Raw genomic sequence first — 18,138 nt, 5'->3', positions numbered from 1 at the left:
GGGGGTCGCAAAGCCGGAGCGATCGATAGAAACCAGGCGGCGCTGCCACTGCTGCCAGCCCCATTTCCTGCCGACGATCACCAAGCGGCACCACCCCCATCCCCATACCCTTCCCCACAAGGGCGAAAGGAGGAGCCTACGCAGGAAAGGCAGCGCAATGAGATCGCCCTCGATGCAGCGTCCTCTGTATCAGGCGGCGGCCGGCCGCTGTGCCATCAGCTTGCGCGTCGCCCAGACGAAGACCGGCCAGAGCAGCGCGCCGAAGGTCATCGCCGCCAGCACCGACGAGACCGGCCGGCTGAAGAAGGGCAGGATCGAGCCGTCCGACTTGATCAGCGAGGTCACGAAGCTCTGCTCCACCATCGTGCCCATGACGATGCCGAGCACCATCGCCGCGACCGGATAGCCGTTCTTCTCCATCACGAAGCCGATCAGCCCGAAGATGGCGACACAGTAGACCGCGAAAAGGTTGTTGCCCGCCGTGGCGAAGGCGCCGACCGCGCAGAAGATCATGATCACCGGCATCACCGCCGAGCGCGGCGCCCCCACGACCTTGCTCGCCAGCCGGATCATGACGATGCCGAGCGGGATCATGATGATGTTGCCGATGATGAAGATGATGTAGAGCGCGTACATGCTCGACGCCTGCGAGGTGAACAGCGTCGGGCCGGGATTGAGCCCCTTCATGTAGAGCACGCCGATCGCGATCGCGGTGATCGTGTCGCCCGGGATGCCGAAGAGCAGCGCCGGCACCCAGCCCGAGGCGAGCGAGGCGTTGTTGGAGGCGCCGGCCTCGATCAGTCCTTCCGGGTGGCCTGTGCCGAACCTCTCCGGTGTCTTCGAGAAGCGCTTGGCCATGGCATAGCTGACCCAGGCCGCCATGTCGGCGCCGGCGCCCGGCAGCACGCCGATGATGATGCCGATCAGGTTCCCGCGCGCTTGCTGCTTGGGATACTTCTTGGTCAGGGCCCACTGGCCCTTCAGGATCGAGCCGAGCCGGCGGTTCTCCAGCTTGGGCGGCTCGCGTTCGGTCAGGGCCCGCATCACCTCGGCCAAGGCGAAGACGCCGACCAGTGCCGGAATCACCTCGATGCCCCCCAGCAGGTCGGTCGAGCCCAGTGTGAAGCGCGGCACGCCGCCGGGATTGTCGATGCCGATGCAGGTGATCAAAAGGCCGAGCAGCATCGCCGCAATCGCCTTGATCGGCGAGGAGCGCGCCACCAGCGTCGAGCACATCAGCCCGAGCATGGCGAGCCAGAAGTTCTCATAGGTCGAGAAGGACAGCGCCATCTCGGCCAGCAGCGGCGCGATCAGCATTAGCGAGAGCGTGCCGGCGATGCCACCGAGCGCCGAGAACCACAGGCAGATGCCGAGCGCGGTTTCCGCCTCGCCCTTGCGCGTCATCGCATAGGCTTCATCGGTATAGGCGGCGGAAGCGGGCGTGCCTGGGATGCGCAGGAGGCAGCCGGGAATGTCGCCCGAGAAGATCGCCATCGCCGAGGCGGTGATGATCGTCGCCACCGCCGCGATCGGCGAGAGGTAGAAGGTGACGGGCACGAGCAGCGCCGTCGCCATCGTCGCCGACAGGCCGGGCAGCGAGCCGACCACCAGCCCGTAGATCGCCGAGGCGAAGATCGCGATCAGCACGTCGGGGGCGAAGACGAGCCCGAAGGCCTGGATGACGGTGTTCATCGCGGCCTCACCAGGGGAAGGGCAGCAGGCCGCTGGGCAACGGCACGCGCAGCAGCTTCAGGAAGATCAGGTTGATCACGAAGGGCGCGATCAGCGCGAGCGGCACCGCGAGCTTGGGCCTGGCGCCGAAGGCGAGGCTCGCGGCCAGCACCATGATCGCCGCCGTCGGCAGGAAGCCGAGCTTTTCGGAGACGAGCGCGTAGAAGATCAGCAGCGCCGGCGGCAGCAGCGCCAGCCAGTTGCGCCAGGCCGGCAGTGGCTCGAGCAGCTCGGGCGCGCTGTGGCTCGCGACATCGGCCTCGGCGACCTCCTCGAAGCGGCGGCCGATACCGAGCACGATCATCACGCCGCAGAGCACCAGCCCGGCGCCCACCACCATCGGGAAGGCCGAGGGGCCGACCTGCTGGCCGGGCACCGGCGGCAGTTTCGAGCCATAGAAGAAGGCGGCGGCGCCGAGCGTCGCGATCACGCCCCCGGTCACGCGGTCTGGCAACAACATGCTGCGAATTCTCGTCGAACTGTGATTGCGCCACATGGCGCCAACTAGGCAGAGGAACGGACAGGCGTGGTTTCGCCCGTCCGTCCTGCTTGCGAGCGATCAGGCCTTGGCCAGACCGGCAGCCTTCATCGCCGAGGCCATCGAGGTGTCGCTGTCGGCCATGAACTTGGCGAAGCCCGGCCCGTCGGCGAACTTCATGCCGAAGCCGCGCGAGTTCATGAAGTCCTGGTATTCCTTCGAGTCGAAGGCCTTCTTCAGCGACGCGGTCAGCTTCGCCTGGATGTCGGCCGGCACGGCCTTGGGCGCGCCGATGCCGCGCCAGGCGCCGACCGAATAGTTGATGCCGAGCGACTCGTTCAGCGTCGGCACGTCCTTGAACTGCGGGTTGCGCGCGCTCGCCATGATCGCCAGCGACTTCGCCTTGCCGGCGTCGATCATCGCCCGCGCTTCCGGCACCGAGCAGGTGACGATGTCGATGCCGCCTGCCGCGAGATCCTGCATGCCGGGCGCAGCGCCGTTCGATGGCACCCAGGCGACATGGTCGGGCTTCAGACCCATCGCGACCAGCCAGCCGACCAGCGCGAGGTGCCAGATACCGCCCTGGCCGGTGCCGGAGGCCTTGAGCTTGCCGGCAGGCGCAGCCTTGATCGCCGCGGCCAATTCCTTGATGTCCTTGTAGGGGCTCGAGGCCGAGACTTGGACGCCCGGCGGGTCCTCGTTCATCAGGGCGAGCGCGGCATAGTTGGTCGATTTCAGCTCGGTCAGGCCCTGATGGTGCATCATCGCGATCTCGACCGTCAGCATGCCGATCGTGTAGCCGTCTGGCGCTCCGGACGCGATCGCCTGGTGCCCGACCACGCCAGAGCCGCCGGTGCGGTTCACCACATTGAAGGGCTGACCGAGATCCTTCTCCAGCAATTGCGCGACGATGCGCGCCGTTGCGTCGGTGCCGCCGCCCGCGCCCCATGGGCAGATCAGGGTCACCGGCCGGCTCGGATACTGCGCCTGGCCGATCGCCGGGCCTGTGATCAGGCCGGCCGCGCCGGCTGCCGCCGCGCCTTTGAGGACCGAACGTCTGCTGATTCTGCTCATTCCGATGTTCCTCCCGTTCAATCGATTTAAAATTTGAAAGCTTCTTCGCCTCACGGCGCGGCTTCCTTGGTATTCTCGCTATCAGAGCCGATTGCCGCTGGCGAGGCAACCGTCTTTGTATGCAGTATGCACGACCTGCGCAGCGAGCTTCAAAGCCCGCAGGCCACGGGCACGACGCTCTTGCCGGCGGCCTCCGCGATCGCCCCGGTGCTCAACTCACCACCGGCGGCCGCGGCGCCAAGCTTGGCATCGGCCTTCTCCAGCATGGTCCGAAGTTGCGCGACGCCGGCGATGGCATGATTGCGCTGCGGCGCGACCCCGGCAATCAGCCCTTTGTCCGAGGGATTGGCGGTGACCAGTCCCGCCAGACGGCCCTGCCGATCGAAGACCGGGCTGCCCGCACCGCCGGGCTGCAAGGGCGCGAGCACCGCATCGCTCATCACCTCTCCCGGCAGTGCGACCGCGGTACGCGCCGCCGCGGTTCCATCATAGGCCAGCACGACCACGGCCTCCTTCGCAACAGGCGCGGCCTCGCGCAGCCCCGGCACTGCGCCGGAGACCAGACCCGGCACGTCGAGCAGGGCGAGCCCGCTCGCCTGATCCTGCGATCGCAGCTTTGCCGGCCGCGAGCCGACCTTGAGCCCCTTGCAGGGATCGGCCGCAGCACGGGCCGTCAGCACCAGCTCCTTGCCGACGACGAGGCCGACGCCGAAGCGCTCCGTCGCCGGCTGCGCCGGAGCGGTTGCCACCGGAGGTGCGCCGGGCGCTGCGGGAGCCGGAGCCGGGCCGCTTGGGAACGGCTCGAAGCTGTCGGCGATCGCGGTCACCACCTTGTCGAAGGTCGTGGCCATGCTCTTGTCGTAGCCGACAGAGAAGCCGCGCAGGCCCGTTGGCCCGAGCGCCTGGCGCCGGAAGAATTTTCCGGTCGGCGTGTCGCCGGCGACGACAAAGAAGGTCGGCTGCAGCAGCTTGTAGGTGACCTTGCGCTGGATGTTCGGATTGACCGCGATGGCGCGCTCGAAAATCGCCTGAAGCGGCTCGGTCGCAGGGCCTGCGCTGACATCGAGCGTGACCTTGCCATCTGCGCTCTGCCAGCGGCTACCGCCGGCTGCGGTCGCCTCGCGCTTCGGCAGCAGCTTCTGCGGAATGCCGATACGCACGCCGGTGGGCTGGTCGGTGATCACGGCAAAACCAGCCGCATCGCGCGCTGTCTTGGCGAGCCGCGCCAGGTCCTGCCGTTCTGCCGCAGACAGCTGCCCGTCTGGCTGGCCACGGCCGGCCTTGAAGCCGTTCACGGCACGGAAGGTCAGCGCCCCGAAATTCCCGGTCGCAGCGCTGTTGAGATGCCCGGTCCAGATCAGGTCGGCCTGGATCGCCTTGCGCTCGGCTTCCGGCAAGGCGGCATAGGCCTGAGTCGCCACAGCGAGCCGCGGGTCCACCGGCTGCTGCGCTTGCGCGGCGCCGAGGCAAGCGAGGATGGCGGCGATGCCGATCAGCGCGGGAACCTTGAACACGACCATCTCCTCGTTCCAGACCGCGCCGCGACGCGGCGCCATTCAGCGTCAGCCTTGCCGCAGAGGCAAGAGGCGAGAACGGCTCACTTGGCCGCAAGCCGAGTTGCGCCCAACGCGCCCGGTGCTAGCTTCGCGCAGCGCAATGCGATGACCCGTCATCGCGTCGACGCCTGCCGCGGCAACACTCAGGCCGCCCGCCTTTCGGAGACCGAGCCATGCGCCATCTCGTCCGTCTCGCCCTCCTGCTCGGCCTGACTGTCGCCGCCGGACCCGCTTTCGCCCAGAAGGCCTATGTCCGGCCCGATCTCGCCAGCGACGGCCAGCGCCTCGAGGAACGCTTGAAGCGCGAAGTCTCGGTCGGCCAGCGTCCCTTCGCCACCCTGCTGCGCGACGGCAGCGCCGCCCTCAATCGCGGCGACGCCCGCGCCGCCCTGCCGCTCGCCAATGCCGCAGCGGTCGCCGATCCAGCCAATCCCGGCGGCTGGCGCCTGATGGCGCAGGCGGCAAGCGGCATCGAGCCGCGCGATTATCGCGAGCGCTATGAATTGCGCGAGCGCGCCGTCAGTGCTGCTTATCTTGCCTATCAGCGCTCGACCTCGCGCCCCGACGAAGCCTCTTCGCTCGGCGTGCTCGCGCGTGTCTTCGAGAAGCACGAGCTCTGGCGCCCGGCGCTGACCACCTATCGCCTCAGCCTCGATCTTTCCGACAACGCCTCGCTGCGCACCGACTACGAGGCACTGCGGGCCCAGCGCGGTTTCCGCCTTACCTCCAACAAGGTCGATTCCGATGCGGCGAGCCCGCGCGCCTGCTTCGAGTTTTCCGAGCCGCTGTCGCGCGGCCGCGTCGACTTCGCCCCTTACGTCGCGATCACCGGCAAGGGCGACTTCGCCGTCAGCGGCGAGGAGCGCCAGCTCTGTGTCGACGGCCTGCGCCATGGCGAGCGCTACGGCTTCGTCATCCGCCAGGGCGTGCCCTCAGCCATCCCCGATGAGAAATTGCTGAAATCGGCCGATTACGAGGTCTATGTCCGCGACCGCGCCCCCTCGGTGCGTTTCACCGGCAAGAACTACGTGCTGCCGCGCACCGGCCAGCAGGGCGTACCGGTCGTCTCGGTCAACGCCGACAGTCTCGATCTCGAGGTGATGCGCATCGGCGACCGCAACCTGATCGGCTCGGTCCACTCCGATGACTTCCTCAGCCAGCTCGGCGCCTACAACGCCAATCAGATCGCCTCGGACAAGGGTTCGAGCGTCTGGAAAGGCACGATGGCGGTGAAGTCCGAGCTCAACAAGGACGTTACCACCGCCTTCCCGGTGCTCGAAGCCGTCGGCCGGCTCCAGCCCGGCGTCTATGTCATGTTCGCCAGGCCGACCGGCAGCACCCGGACCGCGAGCGGCTCGGACAGCGACGGCGACTATGACGACGGCACGACGCGGGCGACGCAATGGTTCGTCGTCTCCGATCTCGGCCTGACCTCCTTTTCCGGCCCGGACGGCGTGCATGTGCTGGTGCGCTCGCTCGCCGACGCCTCGCCCGTCGCCAATGCCGAACTGCGCCTCATCGCCCGCAACAACGAGGTACTGGCGACCATCCGCTCCGACGGCAACGGCTATGCCCGCTTCGACGCAGGCCTCGCCAAGGGCCAGGGCGGCAATGCGCCCGGCCTCGTCACCGCTGCGCTCGCCGAGGATTACGGCTTCCTCGACCTGAAGCAGACCGCCTTCGACCTGTCGGATCGTGGCGTGAAGGGCCGCGTCGCCCCCGCGGGCCTCGACGCCTTCCTCTATACCGAGCGCGGCGTCTACCGCTCCGGCGAGACCGTCTACCTGACCACGCTGCTGCGCGATGCCAAGGGCGCCGCCGTCTCCGGCCTGCCGCTGACGCTGGTCGTCAGGCGCCCTGATGGCGTCGAGTACCGCCGCCGCCAGGTTGAGGATCAGGGCGCCGGCGGGCGCGCCCATTCGATCCCGCTGATCTCCGGTGCCCAGAGCGGCACCTGGCGTGTCCAGGCCTATTCCGATCCGAAGGGTTCGGCGATCGGCGAAATCTCCTTCCTGGTCGAGGACTACGTTCCCGAGCGGCTGGAATTGACTCTCGCACCGAAGAAGCAGGTGCTGCAGGCCGGCGAGCCGGCCGAGATCGACGTCAACGCCCGCTATCTCTACGGCGCCCCCGGCTCCGATCTCGACGTCACCGGCTCGATGACCGTGCGCTCGGCGGCGCAGACCGCGATCCCCGGCTTTTCCGGCTACGAGGTCGGCCTGACCGACGAGGCTTTCGAGCCGCAGCAGGCCGAGTTCGAGGATGCTGCCAAGACCGGCGCCGACGGCAAGGTCACCATCGCCAACCCGGTCGCCCAGCCCGAGACCAACCGCCCGCTCGAAGTCGAACTGACCGTGCGCGTCGGCGAGCCCGGCGGGCGCGCCATCGCCCGCTCCGTCACCATGCCGATCGTACCCAAGGGCGCCGCCATCGGCGTGCGCAAGGCCTTCAAGGACGGCGAGCTCGGCAACGGTCAGACCGCGACCTTCGACGTGATCATGGCCCAGGGCGACGGGCGCCGCATCGCCCGCCAGGGCCTGAAATGGACACTGTCCAAGGTCACCCGCAACTATCAGTGGTTCTACCAGGACGGCCGCTGGAACTATGAGGGCGTGAAGACGACCCGCCGCGTCGCCGATGGCGAGATCGCCGTCGCCGAGGCCACGCCGGCCCGCATCGCCGCTCCTGTCCAATGGGGCAATTATCGGCTCGACGTCAGCGCCGATGGCGGCGAGGCGACCGAGACCAGCGTCTCCTTCAATGTCGGCTACGAGACCGAGAAGACCGCCGACCAGCCCGATGTGCTCGACGTCGCCCTGGACAAGCCGTCCTACGCCAATGGCGAAAGCATGCAGGTGCGTCTCACGCCGCGCTTCGCCGGCAAGGCGACGCTGGCGGTGATGAGCGACCGCGTCGCCGAGATCCGCACCGTCGACGTGCCGGCGGGCGGCACCACCGTGACCATCCCCGCCAAGTCGGACTGGGGCGCCAGCGCCTATCTCGTCGTGCTCGCCCATCGCCCGATGGACACGGCGGCGCAGCGCATGCCCGGCCGCGCCATCGGTCTTACCTGGTTCAGCGTCGGCAAGGAGGAGCGCAACCTCGCCATCGACCTTAACGCGCCCAACCTCGTGCGCCCGCTCTCGACGCTGTCGCTTCCTGTCAAGGTCACGGGCGCGAAAGCAGGTGAGGAAGCCTTCATCACCGTCGCTGCGGTCGATGTCGGCATCCTCAACCTCACTCGCTTCGAGAGCCCTGATCCGACCAAATACTTCTTCGGCCAGCGCCAGCTCGGCCATGAACTGCGCGACCTCTACGGCTATCTGATCGACGGCATGCAGGGCGTGCGCGGCGCGATCCGCTCCGGCGGCGACGGCGCCCCGCAGCTCAATGGCGAGGCGCCGACGCAGGAGCCGCTGGCGCGCTATTCCGGCGTGGTCAAGCTCGGCCCCGACGGCACCGCCAAGGTCGACTTCGAGATGCCGGCCTTCAACGGCTCGGTCCGCGTCATGGCCGTGGCCTGGAGCGCCGGCCGCACCGGTCAGGCGAGCGCCGATGTCCTCGTGCGCGACCAGATCGTGGCGCAGGCGACGCTGCCGCGTTTCCTCGCGCTCGGCGACCAGTCGCGCTTCCACCTGCAGATCGACAATGTCGAGGGCCCGGCCGGCTCCTATCTCGTCGATCTCGACGTCAAGGGCCCTGTCGTCGTCGCCGCCGACGCGACCCGCCGCAGCATGACCATGACCGCCGGCGCCAAGAGCTCGCTGACGATCCCGGTGACCGCCGCCGGCATCGGCCGCGCCTCCTTCGACGTCAGGATCACCGGCCCGAACGGCATCGGCACGGTACAGAACCTTGCTGTCAGGGTGCAGCCCTCGACCCAGACGATCGCGCGCCGGATCATCAGGCCGATCCCCGGCGGCGGCTCGCTCACCGTCTCCGCCGACTTGATGGCCGATCTCGTGCCGGATTCGGGCGCAGTCTCCGTCTCGGTCTCGCCGGTCGCGGCGCTCGACGTCGCAGCGGTGCTGAAGGCGCTCGACCGCTACCCCTATGGCTGCACCGAGCAGACCATCAGCCGGGCGCTGCCGCTGCTGGTCGTCAACCGGCTCGCCTCGATGGAGCAGCTGGCGCTCGACGGTAACGCAGACGAGCGCGTCACCGCCGCGATCGAGCGCGTGCTCGCCCGCCAGGGCAATAACGGCTCCTTCGGCCTGTGGGGCGTTGGCGGCGAAGACCTCTGGCTCGACGCCTTCGTCACCGACTTCCTGACCCGCGCCCGCGAGCGCCAGTTCGCGGTGCCGCAGACGGCGTTCAACATGGCGCTCGACCGGCTGCGCAACCAGGTCGTCAACACCAGCGAGATCAACAAGGAGGAAGCGGCCGGCATCGCCTATGCGCTCTATGTGCTCGCCCGCAACGGGCGGCCGGTGATGGGCGATCTGCGCTATCTCGCCGACAACAAGCTCGGTGATTTCGGCTCAGCCCTCGCCCGCGCCCAGATCGGCGCCGCGCTCTCGCTGCTCGGCGACCGCACCCGTGGCCGCGCCGCCTTCACCAGCGCGCTGGGAACCCTGCAACAAGCCAGCGATGACGGCCTGTCGCGCGCCGATTACGGCTCGCGGCTGCGCGACGGCGCCGGCATCCTGACCCTGATCGCCGAGAGCAATGGCGAGCGCGCCGACCTCTCCCGCGCCGCCGACGTCGTCCAGAACGCGCGCCAGAACGCGCGCTACACCTCGACGCAGGAGAACATGTGGATGGCGATGGCCGCCGCGGCGATGGCCAAGGAGGCGGACGGCATGGCGTTGACCGTCGACGGCGCCGAGCGCAAGGGCGCGCTCTACCGCACGATCCCGCAGGCGGCGCTGGAGGCCAAGCCGCTGGTCATCGGCAATCCCGGCACCGCCTCGGCCAATGCCGTGATCACCGTCTCCGGCATCCCGACGACGCCGGAGCCGGCACTGAACCAGGGCTTCGGGCTGGAACGCACGCTCTTCACCATGAAGGGCGAGCGTGTCGATCCCGCGCGCCTGCGCCAGAACGAGCGCTATGTCGTCGCGCTCAAGGTCACCGAGCCGGCGGCGCGCTATGGCCGCCTGCTGCTGGTCGATCCCGTGCCGGCCGGCCTGGAGATCGAGAACGCCAAGCTGACTGAAGGCGCCTCGGTCGAGGGCCTCAACTGGCTGAAGCAGGAGGTCTCGCCCGTCCATACCGAGGCGCGCGACGACCGCTTCGTCGCGGCCTTCGAGCGCAGCGGCGGCAAGAATGATCAGCTTGGCTACACGGTCGCCTATATCGCCCGGGCCGTCTCGCCCGGCCGCTATGTCGCACCGGCGGCGGTGATCGAGGACATGTACCGACCCGACCGCTTTGGACGGACGGGCTTCGGCACGATCGAGATCACGTCGGCGCGGTGACGCCATGAAGGCGCGACCAGACGAACGGGACGCCTCTTCCTTCTCCCCTCGGGGGAGAAGGTGGCAGCGCGAAGCGCTGACGGATGAGGGAAGTCAGGCGCAAGCTGGCGACCGGCACGCCCAGTCGAACGGCCCTCATCCGTCTGCTTCGCAGACACCTTCTCCCCCGAGGGGAGAAGGAAGGCGCGCCTGGCATCGTCGGCTCGCCTATGCCGGCATAGGTGCCACCGCCTTGATCGCAGCGACCGCCACCTCCCTCTTCTGGTACGCTTCTACCCTGCCGCCGATCGACTTCGCCGCCGCCCGCGACCGCTCGACTGTGGTGCTCGACCGCGATGGCAAGCTGCTGCGCCCCTTCGTCACCAATGACGGGCGCTGGAAGCTGCCGGTCGGCGCCGATGACGTCGATCCGCGCTACCTTTCCATGCTCAAGGCGTTCGAGGACAAGCGCTTCGACGATCATGCCGGCATCGACCCGCTCGGCACCTTGCGCGCGGCAGGGCAGATGCTGGCCAATGGCCGCATCGTCTCCGGCGGCTCGACGCTGACCATGCAGGTCGCCCGCCTGCTTGAACCCCGCCAGGAGCGCTCGCTCCCGGCCAAGCTGAGGCAGGCAGTGCGCGCCTTCGAGCTCGAACGGCGCTTCAGCAAGACCGAGATCCTCGATCTCTATCTCACCCTCGCTCCCTTCGGCGGCAATCTCGAGGGGGTGCGCGCCGCGAGCTTCGCCTATTTCGGCAAGGAGCCGAAGCGGCTCTCGACCGCCGAAGCTGCCCTGCTCGTCGCCCTGCCGCAATCGCCCGAGACGCGCCGGCCGGACCGTTCCCCGGAAGCTGCACGCAAGGCCCGCGAGCGCGTGCTCGCCCACGTCGAGGCGGCGGGCCTTGCAACACCGGACGAGGTCTCCGCCGCACGGGAGGAGCCGGTACCGACGGCCCGGAAACCTTTCCCCAACCTCGCCCCGCATACCGCCGAGCAGGCCGTCGCCGAGGCGCCGGAGCAGCGCAGCCAGCGCCTGACCATCGACGCGCGCTGGCAGGCGAGCCTGGAGCAGCTCGCCCGCGAGCGCGCCACCGGTCAGGGACCTCAACTTTCCATCGCCATCCTCGTCGCCGACAACGAGACCGGCGAGATCCGCGCCTCGGTCGGCGGCGTCGACTATTTCGACGCCGGGCGTGCCGGCTCGCTCGACCTGACGCAGGCGCTGCGCTCGCCCGGCTCGGCGCTGAAGCCTTTCATCTACGCGCTCGCCTTCGACAACGGCCTCGCCCATCCCGAGACCATGCTGGAGGACCGGCCAACCCGTTACGGGCTCTACGTGCCCGAGAATTTCGACCTCGGCTTTCAAGGCATGGTCAGCGCCCGCAAGGCATTGCAGCTCTCGCTCAACCTGCCAGCGGTCGAACTGCTCTCCGCGCTCGGCCCGCAGCGCTTCCTGTCGCGAATGAAGGATACCGGCGCGGCCATCGCCATGCCCAGGGACGGCGGTGCGCCCGGCCTCGCCATCGGCCTCGGCGGGCTCGGCATCACGCTCTCCGACCTGACCCGGCTCTATGTCGGCCTCGCCCGTGGCGGCGAAGTCGTGCCGCTGCATGTGAAGCCGTCAAGCGGCATAGCCGAACCGCCGCTGCGCCTCGTCGAGCCGGTCGCCGCCTGGTATGTCGCCGATACGCTGCTCGGCGCTCCGCCGCCGCTCAACGCCCCGCCGGGTCGCATCGCCTACAAGACCGGTACGTCCTATGGCTATCGGGACGCCTGGGCCGTCGGCTTCGACCGCAAGCATACTATCGGCGTCTGGGTCGGCCGGCCCGATAATGGCGCGGTGCCGGGCCTGGTCGGGCGCGTGGTCGCGGCGCCGATCCTGTTCGACGCCTTCGCCCGCATCGGCCTCGATCCCCGCCCCTTCGTGCAGCCGCCGGGCACGATCGCAGCGACCAGCGCCGCCCTGCCGCCGCCGCTGCGGCATCTGCGTCAGGATGTGCCGAAGACGGTCGCCGCGCTGGCGACGCCGGGACTCAAGCTCGCCTTCCCCCCGGAAGGAGCCAAGATCGATCTCGCCACTTCGGCGGTCGACGGCAGCCCGCAGCTCAACCTCAAGGTCTCCGGCGGCGTCGCGCCGTTCACCTGGCTGGTCGACGGCGCGCCGGTGATCGCAGCAGTGAAGCGCCGGGAAGCCACCTGGCAACCGCCCGGCAAGGGCTTCATGCGGATTTCGGTGATCGATGCCGCCGGCGCCAGCGAGAGCGTCGCGGTCAGGCTGCAGTAATTGGGGTTGCTCTACGGGGAGACGAGGTCGTCCCGGGCGACCGGAGGGAGACCCGGGACCCATTCCGGAACCTCTTTCGGGAAGGCTCAGGAATGGATCCCGGATCTTCGCTTTGCTCCGTCCGGGATGACCAGATTTCATGCGATTCTGGGACAGAGCATCAGATCACTCGACCTTGACGCCGCTCGCCTTGATGATCGGTGCCCAGCGCTCGATCTCAGCCCCGACGAAACTGCGGAGACCAGCCGGCTCCTGCAGCTCGGCCGAGGGGATTTCGGCCCCGAGTTCGTTGAGCTTGGCCTTCACCGTAGCATCGGCGAGCGCCGCCTTCAGCGCCTGGTTGAGCTTCGCGACGGCCGGTGCCGGCGTGTCCTTGGGCGCGAACATCGCATTCCAGACCTCGACCTTGAAATCGGGCACGCCGCCTTCGGTGCTGGTCGGCACATCCGGCAGCGCCGTCGCGCGGGCCGTCGAGGCGACCGCAAGCGTCTTGATCGTACCGGCGCGGTGCTGCGGCGCGACATTGACCGCCTGGTCGCAGAGATAGTCGACCTGGCCGGCAACGAGGTCGTTCATGGCCGGGCCGGTACCGCGATAGGGCACACCGTTCGGCTTGACCCCGAGGACGGTGTTGAACAGCAGGCAGGTGGTGTGGCTGACCGAACCGACGCCGGCATGGGCGTTGCTCGCCGCTTTCTCGTTCGCCTTCACCCAGGTCACGAACTCAGCCAGTGTGCCGCTCGGATGCGTCTTGCGCACGGTCAGGAAGATCGGGTTGATGTTGACCAGCCCGACCGGTGCGAAATCCTCGACCGGCCGGTATTTCAGGTTCGGATTGAGCGAGACGGCGGCGGCATGCGTGCCGGTATGGCCGATCAGGATGACATGGCCATCGGCAGGCGAGCCCATCAGCCGCTGCCCGGCGAGCGTTCCGGCCGCGCCGACCGCATTCTCGATGATCACCGGCTGGCCGAGCGTGCAGCCCATATGCTCGCCGACGAGACGCCCGACCACATCGGTCGGCCCGCCCGCCGCGAACGGGATCAGCATGGTGACCGGCTTGCTTGGGAAGTTCTGCGCCTGCGCGATCGAAGCCGCGCCCGCCATGCAGGCGGCGGTCGCCGCCGCGTTGAACCAGAAACCAATCCTCATGCCGTTCCTCCCGTTTATCGCGGGCGGTCGCCTGAGTTCTTGCTCGTTTTGGCGCCGCCGCCCGGACGGTTAGCCTCGGGCGGCGGCGAAAGCGAATAGACGTTTCCGCTATGGGCTATCCGGATATCCTCTACCCGGACCGCTGATCATTCCGCCGGCTGCGGGTGGGCCTCGACCGGCGCATGGCGCGAGCCGTGCTTGCTCCGCGCCATGTAGCTATAGGCCACCGGCACGACATAGAGCGTGAGCAGCGTGCCGAAGGTCATGCCGCCGACGATGACCCAGCCGATCTGCGAGCGGCTTTCGGCGCCGGCACCTTCCGCCAGCGCCAGCGGCACTGCGCCGAGCACCATCGCGCCCGTCGTCATCAGAATCGGCCGCAGGCGCAGCTCCGCCGCATCGACCAGCGCGTCGATCAGCTCCCGGCCCTCTTCACGCAGCTGGTTGGTGAATTCGAGGATCAGGATACCGTGCTTGGTGATCAGGCCGACCAGCGTGATCAGGCCGATCTGGCTATAGACGTTGAGCGTGCCGCCGGAGAAATAGAGCGCGGCCAGCGCGCCGGTGAGCGAGAGCGGCACCGAGACCATGATCACCACGGGGTCCACGAAGCTCTCGAACTGCGCCGCCAGCACCAGATAGATGAATCCGAGTGCCAGCAGGAAGACGAGCAGGATCGAGGATCCCGACTGCTTGAACTCGCGGCTCTGGCCGGAATAATCGGTCTGGAACGAGGCCGGCAGCACCTTCGCGGCACCCTGCTCGAGCACCGCAAGCGCATCGCCGAGCGAGTAGCCTGCCCCGGGCACGGCGGTGATCGTCGCCGAGCGCAGCTGGTTGAAGCGGATCAACTCCTTGGGCGCGACGTTCTCCTCGATCTGGACGAGGCTGGAGAGCTGTACCGCCTGGCCGCCGCGGCCCATCAGATAGATCGACTGCAGCGCCTGCGGCGTGCTGCGCTCCGCGCCGGCGACCTGCAGCATGACGTCGTACTGCTCGCCGTTCATGTTGAAGCGGGTGACCTGGCGGCCGCCGAGCAGGGTCTCCATGGTCCGGCCGATGACGTCGACGCCGACGCCGAGATCAGAGGCGCGCTGCCGGTCGATCGAGACCTTGATCTGCGGCTTGTCGAGGATGAGGTTGGTCTCGATATTGGTCAGCGCCGGATTGCCCTGCACCTCGGCGATCAGCTTGTCGACGTTTTCCTTGATGGTGACGTAAGGGTCAGACGAGCGCAGCACGAACTCGACCGGCTTGCTGTTGGCGCCGCCCTGGCCGAGCGAGGGCGGATTGGTCGCGAACAGGCGGATGCCGGGGATCTGCGACAGCCCCTTGTTGATCTCGGCGACCAGGTTCTGCTGCTTGCGGTGGCGCTCTTCCCAGGGCTTCAGGCGCGCAAAGGCGATCGCCCGCGTCACGTCCGGGAAACCGACGATGACGAGATAGCTGTCGACCTCCTGGATCTTGCTGAAATAATCCTCGACACGCCGGGCATAGTCGGCGGTGAAGGCCATGGTCGCGCCTTCCGGCGCGACGCCGATCGCGGTGATCGTGCCACGATCCTCGACCGGGGCGAGCTCCGAGCGCAGATTGGTGAAGAAGAAATAGCTGCCGCCGGCGACCAGCAGCGCCAGCAGCACGATCGCGGGCCTGACCGACAGCGCAAAGCGCAGCGAGCGGCGATAACCGCTGGCCAGTCCTTCAAAGAAGCGCTCCAGGATATTGTAGAGCCAGTTGTGCTTATCGTGGTGCTTCAAGAGCTTGGCGCACATCATCGGCGTCAGCGTCAGCGCGACGAAGCCCGAAACCAGCACCGCGCCGGCCAGCGTCAGAGCGAACTCGACGAAGAGCTTGCCGGTGCGCCCGGTCGAGAATGCCATCGGCGCGTAGACAGCGACCAGCGTCAGCGTCATCGCGACCACCGCGAAGGCGATCTCGTTGATGCCCTTGATCGCCGCCTTCGTCGGCTCGACCCCGTCCTCGATATGACGGTGGACGTTCTCCAGCACGACGATGGCGTCGTCGACCACCAGGCCAATGGCGAGCACCATCGAGAGCAGCGTCAGCGTGTTCACCGTGAAGCCGAGCGCATACATCAGCGCGAAGGCGCCGATCAGCGAGACCGGAATCGTGACGAGCGGGATCAGCGTCGCGCGCAGCGAGCGCAGGAACAGGAAGATGATCAGCACGACGAGGACCACCGCCTCGGCGATCGTGGTGTAGACCGCCTTGATCGAGCGATCGATGAAGATCGAGGTGTCGTAGGAGGTCGCGATCGACATGCCGTCGGGCAGATCCTCGCGGATGCCCGGCAGCGCGGCGACGACGCCCGAGGAGACGTCGAGCGGATTGGCCGTCGCCTGCTTGACGATGCCGATCGTCACTGAAGGCTGGCCGCCGAACCAGGCGGCGTTGCGCTCCTCGCGCGCGCCGAGCTCGACCTTGGCGATGTCGCGCAGCTTCACCGGGAAGCCGTTGGCGTCCTTGACCGTGATTTCGCGGAATTGCTCGGGTGTGTTCAGGCTGGTCTGCGAGAGCACGGTGAATTCGCGGCTGTCGCTCTCGATCCGGCCCGATGGAATCTCGACGTTCTGCGCCCGTAGCGCCGCCTCGATCTCCTGGACCGTGATGTTGTAGGCGGCGAGCCGCGCGCGATCGAGCCAGATGCGCATGGCGTATTGGCGTTGGCCGAGGATGCGGACCTCGGCCACACCCGTGATGTTCTGGACGCGGTCGGCGATGAAACGGTCGGCGAAATCGGTCAGCTCCAGCGGCGAATGCCGCGAGCTGGTCAGCGACAGATACATCACCGGCTGGGCGTCGGCCTCGACCTTGGCGATGATCGGCTCGTCGATCTCGTCGGGCATGCGACCGCGCACGCGGCTGACGCGGTCGCGCACGTCGGAGGCGGCGACGTCGGGATCGACGTCCGGCCGGAAGCGCACCGAGATCTGGCTGCGCTCCTGCCGGCTGGTCGAGTTGATGATCTCGATGCCTTCGATGCCGGCAATCGAGTTCTCGAGGATCTGCGTGACCTGCGTCTCGATGATCTCGGCACTGGCGCCACGATAGACGGTCTGCACCGAGACGATCGGCTCGTCGATGTTCGGATATTCTCGCACCGTCAGGCGCGTATAGGAGACGAAGCCGATCAGGATGACGAGCAGGCTGAGGACGGTCGAGAGGACCGGCCGGCGGACGAAAAGCTCGAACAGGCTCATCGCTGCACGACGCCCGGCAGCGAACTGGTCTGGACGACCGCCTTCTCTTTGATCAGGACGTTGGCACCCTCGCGCAGGCGCATCTGCCCGGCGGTGACGATCTGCATGCCGGCTTTGAGGCCCTTGACCACCTCGACCTTGCCAATCAGGCGCTTGCCGAGTTCGACCGGCACGCGCTTGGCCTTGCCGTTCTCGACGATGAACACCGTCTTGCCGAGCCCGTCCGGCACGATGGCGGTTTCCGGCACGACCAGCGCATTCTCGCGCTTGTCGACCATGATCGTCACGCGGGCGAACAGGCCGGGCTTCAGGACGAGATCGGCATTGGGCACGAGGGCGCGCAGCTTGACTGCCCGGCCATTGACGTCGACGACCGGGTCGATCGCGAAGATCTTGCCGGCGAAGGGCCGATCCGGCACCGCATCGACCTTGAGCTGGATCGGCTGGCCGACCTTGAGCTGGGTCAGGTAGATTTCCGGCACGCGGAAGTCGACCTTGATCGGATCGATGCTGGTCAGCGTGATCAGCTGCTTGCCGATCGAGACATAGTCGCCGACGCCGACGGCGCGCAGGCCGACCACGCCGTTGAACGGCGCCTTGATCGTCGCGAGCGCGAGCTTGGCCTGGGCAAGTTGCAGGCGCGCCTCCTGCGAGGCGAGCTGCGCCGTCGCCTGCTCCAGCGCGACCTGGGTGCCGGCGCCGCGCTGCACCAGCGAGCGGTTGCGGTCATAGGTATCGCGCGCCAGGCTGATATCGGCCTGGGACTGCTTGAGCTCCGCGTCGAGGATGGCGGTGTCGAGCATGACCAGCGGCTGGTCCTTGGCGACCCGCTCGCCTTCCTTGAAGCCGAGCGCGACGACGCGGCCGGCGATCTCGGGAGCGATCACCACGGACTCTTCGGCCGCCAGCGTTCCGAGCGCCTCGACCTCTTCGGCGACCGTAGCGAGCTCGATCGTCCCGACTTCAACCGGAATAGCGGGGTTCGGCGCGCTGGCGACGCCCTGCGCCTGCGCCTGCTGATTGGTCGGCTTATAGTGGTAGCGGTAGCCATAGTACCCACCGCCCGCCAGCCCGGCGACAAGGATAAGGAGGAGAAAACGCTTCATCAGGCTGGACGCTCCGGGACCGCGGACATAATCTAGACTGGACGGTCTAGTTTGATAAGCACCCTTTAAGGGCGGAAGCGTGACGGAATGATCAATGCACGGACGCAATAGCGCCCCCGCTGCAGAAGCAAGAC

Annotated in this window: 9 protein-coding genes; 2 read left to right on the top strand and 7 right to left on the bottom strand. The window is 67.8% G+C overall.

Translation table 11 applies throughout. From position 1 onward, the window contains the following. Positions 1-189: 189 nt before the first annotated feature. The 4 genes from B6S44_RS12840 to B6S44_RS12825 form a co-directional block, all read right to left on the bottom strand. Positions 190-1,692 carry a tripartite tricarboxylate transporter permease gene (locus B6S44_RS12840; protein WP_129157290.1) on the bottom strand — a complete coding sequence of 501 codons (1,503 nt, stop codon included), beginning with the start codon at positions 1,690-1,692 and terminating at the stop codon, positions 190-192. A gap of 7 nt (positions 1,693-1,699) precedes the next feature. Further along, positions 1,700-2,191, bottom strand: a complete 492-nt coding sequence (locus B6S44_RS12835; RefSeq protein WP_129157289.1) for a tripartite tricarboxylate transporter TctB family protein — start codon at positions 2,189-2,191, stop codon at positions 1,700-1,702. Between the two features lie 99 nt (positions 2,192-2,290). Beyond that, the gene (locus tag B6S44_RS12830; protein ID WP_129157288.1) at positions 2,291-3,283 is read right to left on the bottom strand and encodes a tripartite tricarboxylate transporter substrate binding protein; all 993 of its coding nucleotides are present in this window, start codon (positions 3,281-3,283) and stop codon (positions 2,291-2,293) included. Positions 3,284-3,432: 149 nt separating this feature from the next. Beyond that, the gene (locus tag B6S44_RS12825; RefSeq protein WP_129157287.1) at positions 3,433-4,839 is read right to left on the bottom strand and encodes a trypsin-like peptidase domain-containing protein; all 1,407 of its coding nucleotides are present in this window, start codon (positions 4,837-4,839) and stop codon (positions 3,433-3,435) included. A gap of 173 nt (positions 4,840-5,012) precedes the next feature. Here B6S44_RS12825 and B6S44_RS12820 point away from each other — a divergent pair, with 173 nt between their 5' ends. Together B6S44_RS12820 and pbpC are read left to right on the top strand one after the other, a co-directional pair. After that, complete coding sequence (locus B6S44_RS12820; RefSeq protein WP_129157286.1) at positions 5,013-10,259, top strand: alpha-2-macroglobulin family protein; 5,247 nt, start codon at positions 5,013-5,015, stop codon at positions 10,257-10,259. Between the two features lie 232 nt (positions 10,260-10,491). Further along, the gene (gene pbpC / locus B6S44_RS12815) at positions 10,492-12,525 is read left to right on the top strand and encodes a penicillin-binding protein 1C (RefSeq protein WP_248309577.1); all 2,034 of its coding nucleotides are present in this window, start codon (positions 10,492-10,494) and stop codon (positions 12,523-12,525) included. Between the two features lie 165 nt (positions 12,526-12,690). Here pbpC and B6S44_RS12810 read toward each other — a convergent pair whose 3' ends face one another. The 3 genes from B6S44_RS12810 to B6S44_RS12800 all read right to left on the bottom strand — a co-directional run bounded on the left by B6S44_RS12810 (position 12,691) and on the right by B6S44_RS12800 (position 18,004). Further along, positions 12,691-13,677, bottom strand: coding sequence for a tripartite tricarboxylate transporter substrate-binding protein (locus B6S44_RS12810; protein WP_129157284.1), 987 nt, complete (start codon positions 13,675-13,677; stop codon positions 12,691-12,693). Between the two features lie 146 nt (positions 13,678-13,823). Then, entirely contained in the window at positions 13,824-16,898 is a 3,075-nt protein-coding gene (locus B6S44_RS12805) for an efflux RND transporter permease subunit (protein ID WP_129157283.1), read from the bottom strand. After that, a complete protein-coding gene (locus B6S44_RS12800; protein ID WP_129157282.1) occupies positions 16,895-18,004 on the bottom strand; it encodes an efflux RND transporter periplasmic adaptor subunit in 1,110 nt (369 codons plus the stop codon). Before B6S44_RS12800 ends, B6S44_RS12805 begins: the two co-directional genes overlap by 4 nt. Positions 18,005-18,138 lie beyond the last annotated feature (134 nt).

Origin of the sequence: Allobosea sp. Tri-44, assembly GCF_004123845.1 — a bacterium.
Lineage (GTDB): Bacteria > Pseudomonadota > Alphaproteobacteria > Rhizobiales > Beijerinckiaceae > Allobosea.
The sequence above is the reverse complement of the archived record's forward strand: the minus strand, read 5'-3'. Positions and strand labels throughout refer to the sequence as shown.

Excerpts from the sequence above, each read along its gene's own strand:
- B6S44_RS12825 (WP_129157287.1), bottom strand. The coding sequence starts at position 4,839 with ATGGCGCCGCGTCGCGGCGCGGTCTGGAACGAGGAGATGGTCGTGTTC.
- B6S44_RS12820 (WP_129157286.1), top strand. The coding sequence starts at position 5,013 with ATGCGCCATCTCGTCCGTCTCGCCCTCCTGCTCGGCCTGACTGTCGCC.
- B6S44_RS12810 (WP_129157284.1), bottom strand. The coding sequence starts at position 13,677 with ATGAGGATTGGTTTCTGGTTCAACGCGGCGGCGACCGCCGCCTGCATG.
- B6S44_RS12835 (WP_129157289.1), bottom strand. The coding sequence starts at position 2,191 with ATGTTGTTGCCAGACCGCGTGACCGGGGGCGTGATCGCGACGCTCGGC.
- B6S44_RS12805 (WP_129157283.1), bottom strand. The coding sequence starts at position 16,898 with ATGAGCCTGTTCGAGCTTTTCGTCCGCCGGCCGGTCCTCTCGACCGTC.
- B6S44_RS12800 (WP_129157282.1), bottom strand. The coding sequence starts at position 18,004 with ATGAAGCGTTTTCTCCTCCTTATCCTTGTCGCCGGGCTGGCGGGCGGT.
- B6S44_RS12830 (WP_129157288.1), bottom strand. The coding sequence starts at position 3,283 with ATGAGCAGAATCAGCAGACGTTCGGTCCTCAAAGGCGCGGCGGCAGCC.
- B6S44_RS12840 (WP_129157290.1), bottom strand. The coding sequence starts at position 1,692 with ATGAACACCGTCATCCAGGCCTTCGGGCTCGTCTTCGCCCCCGACGTG.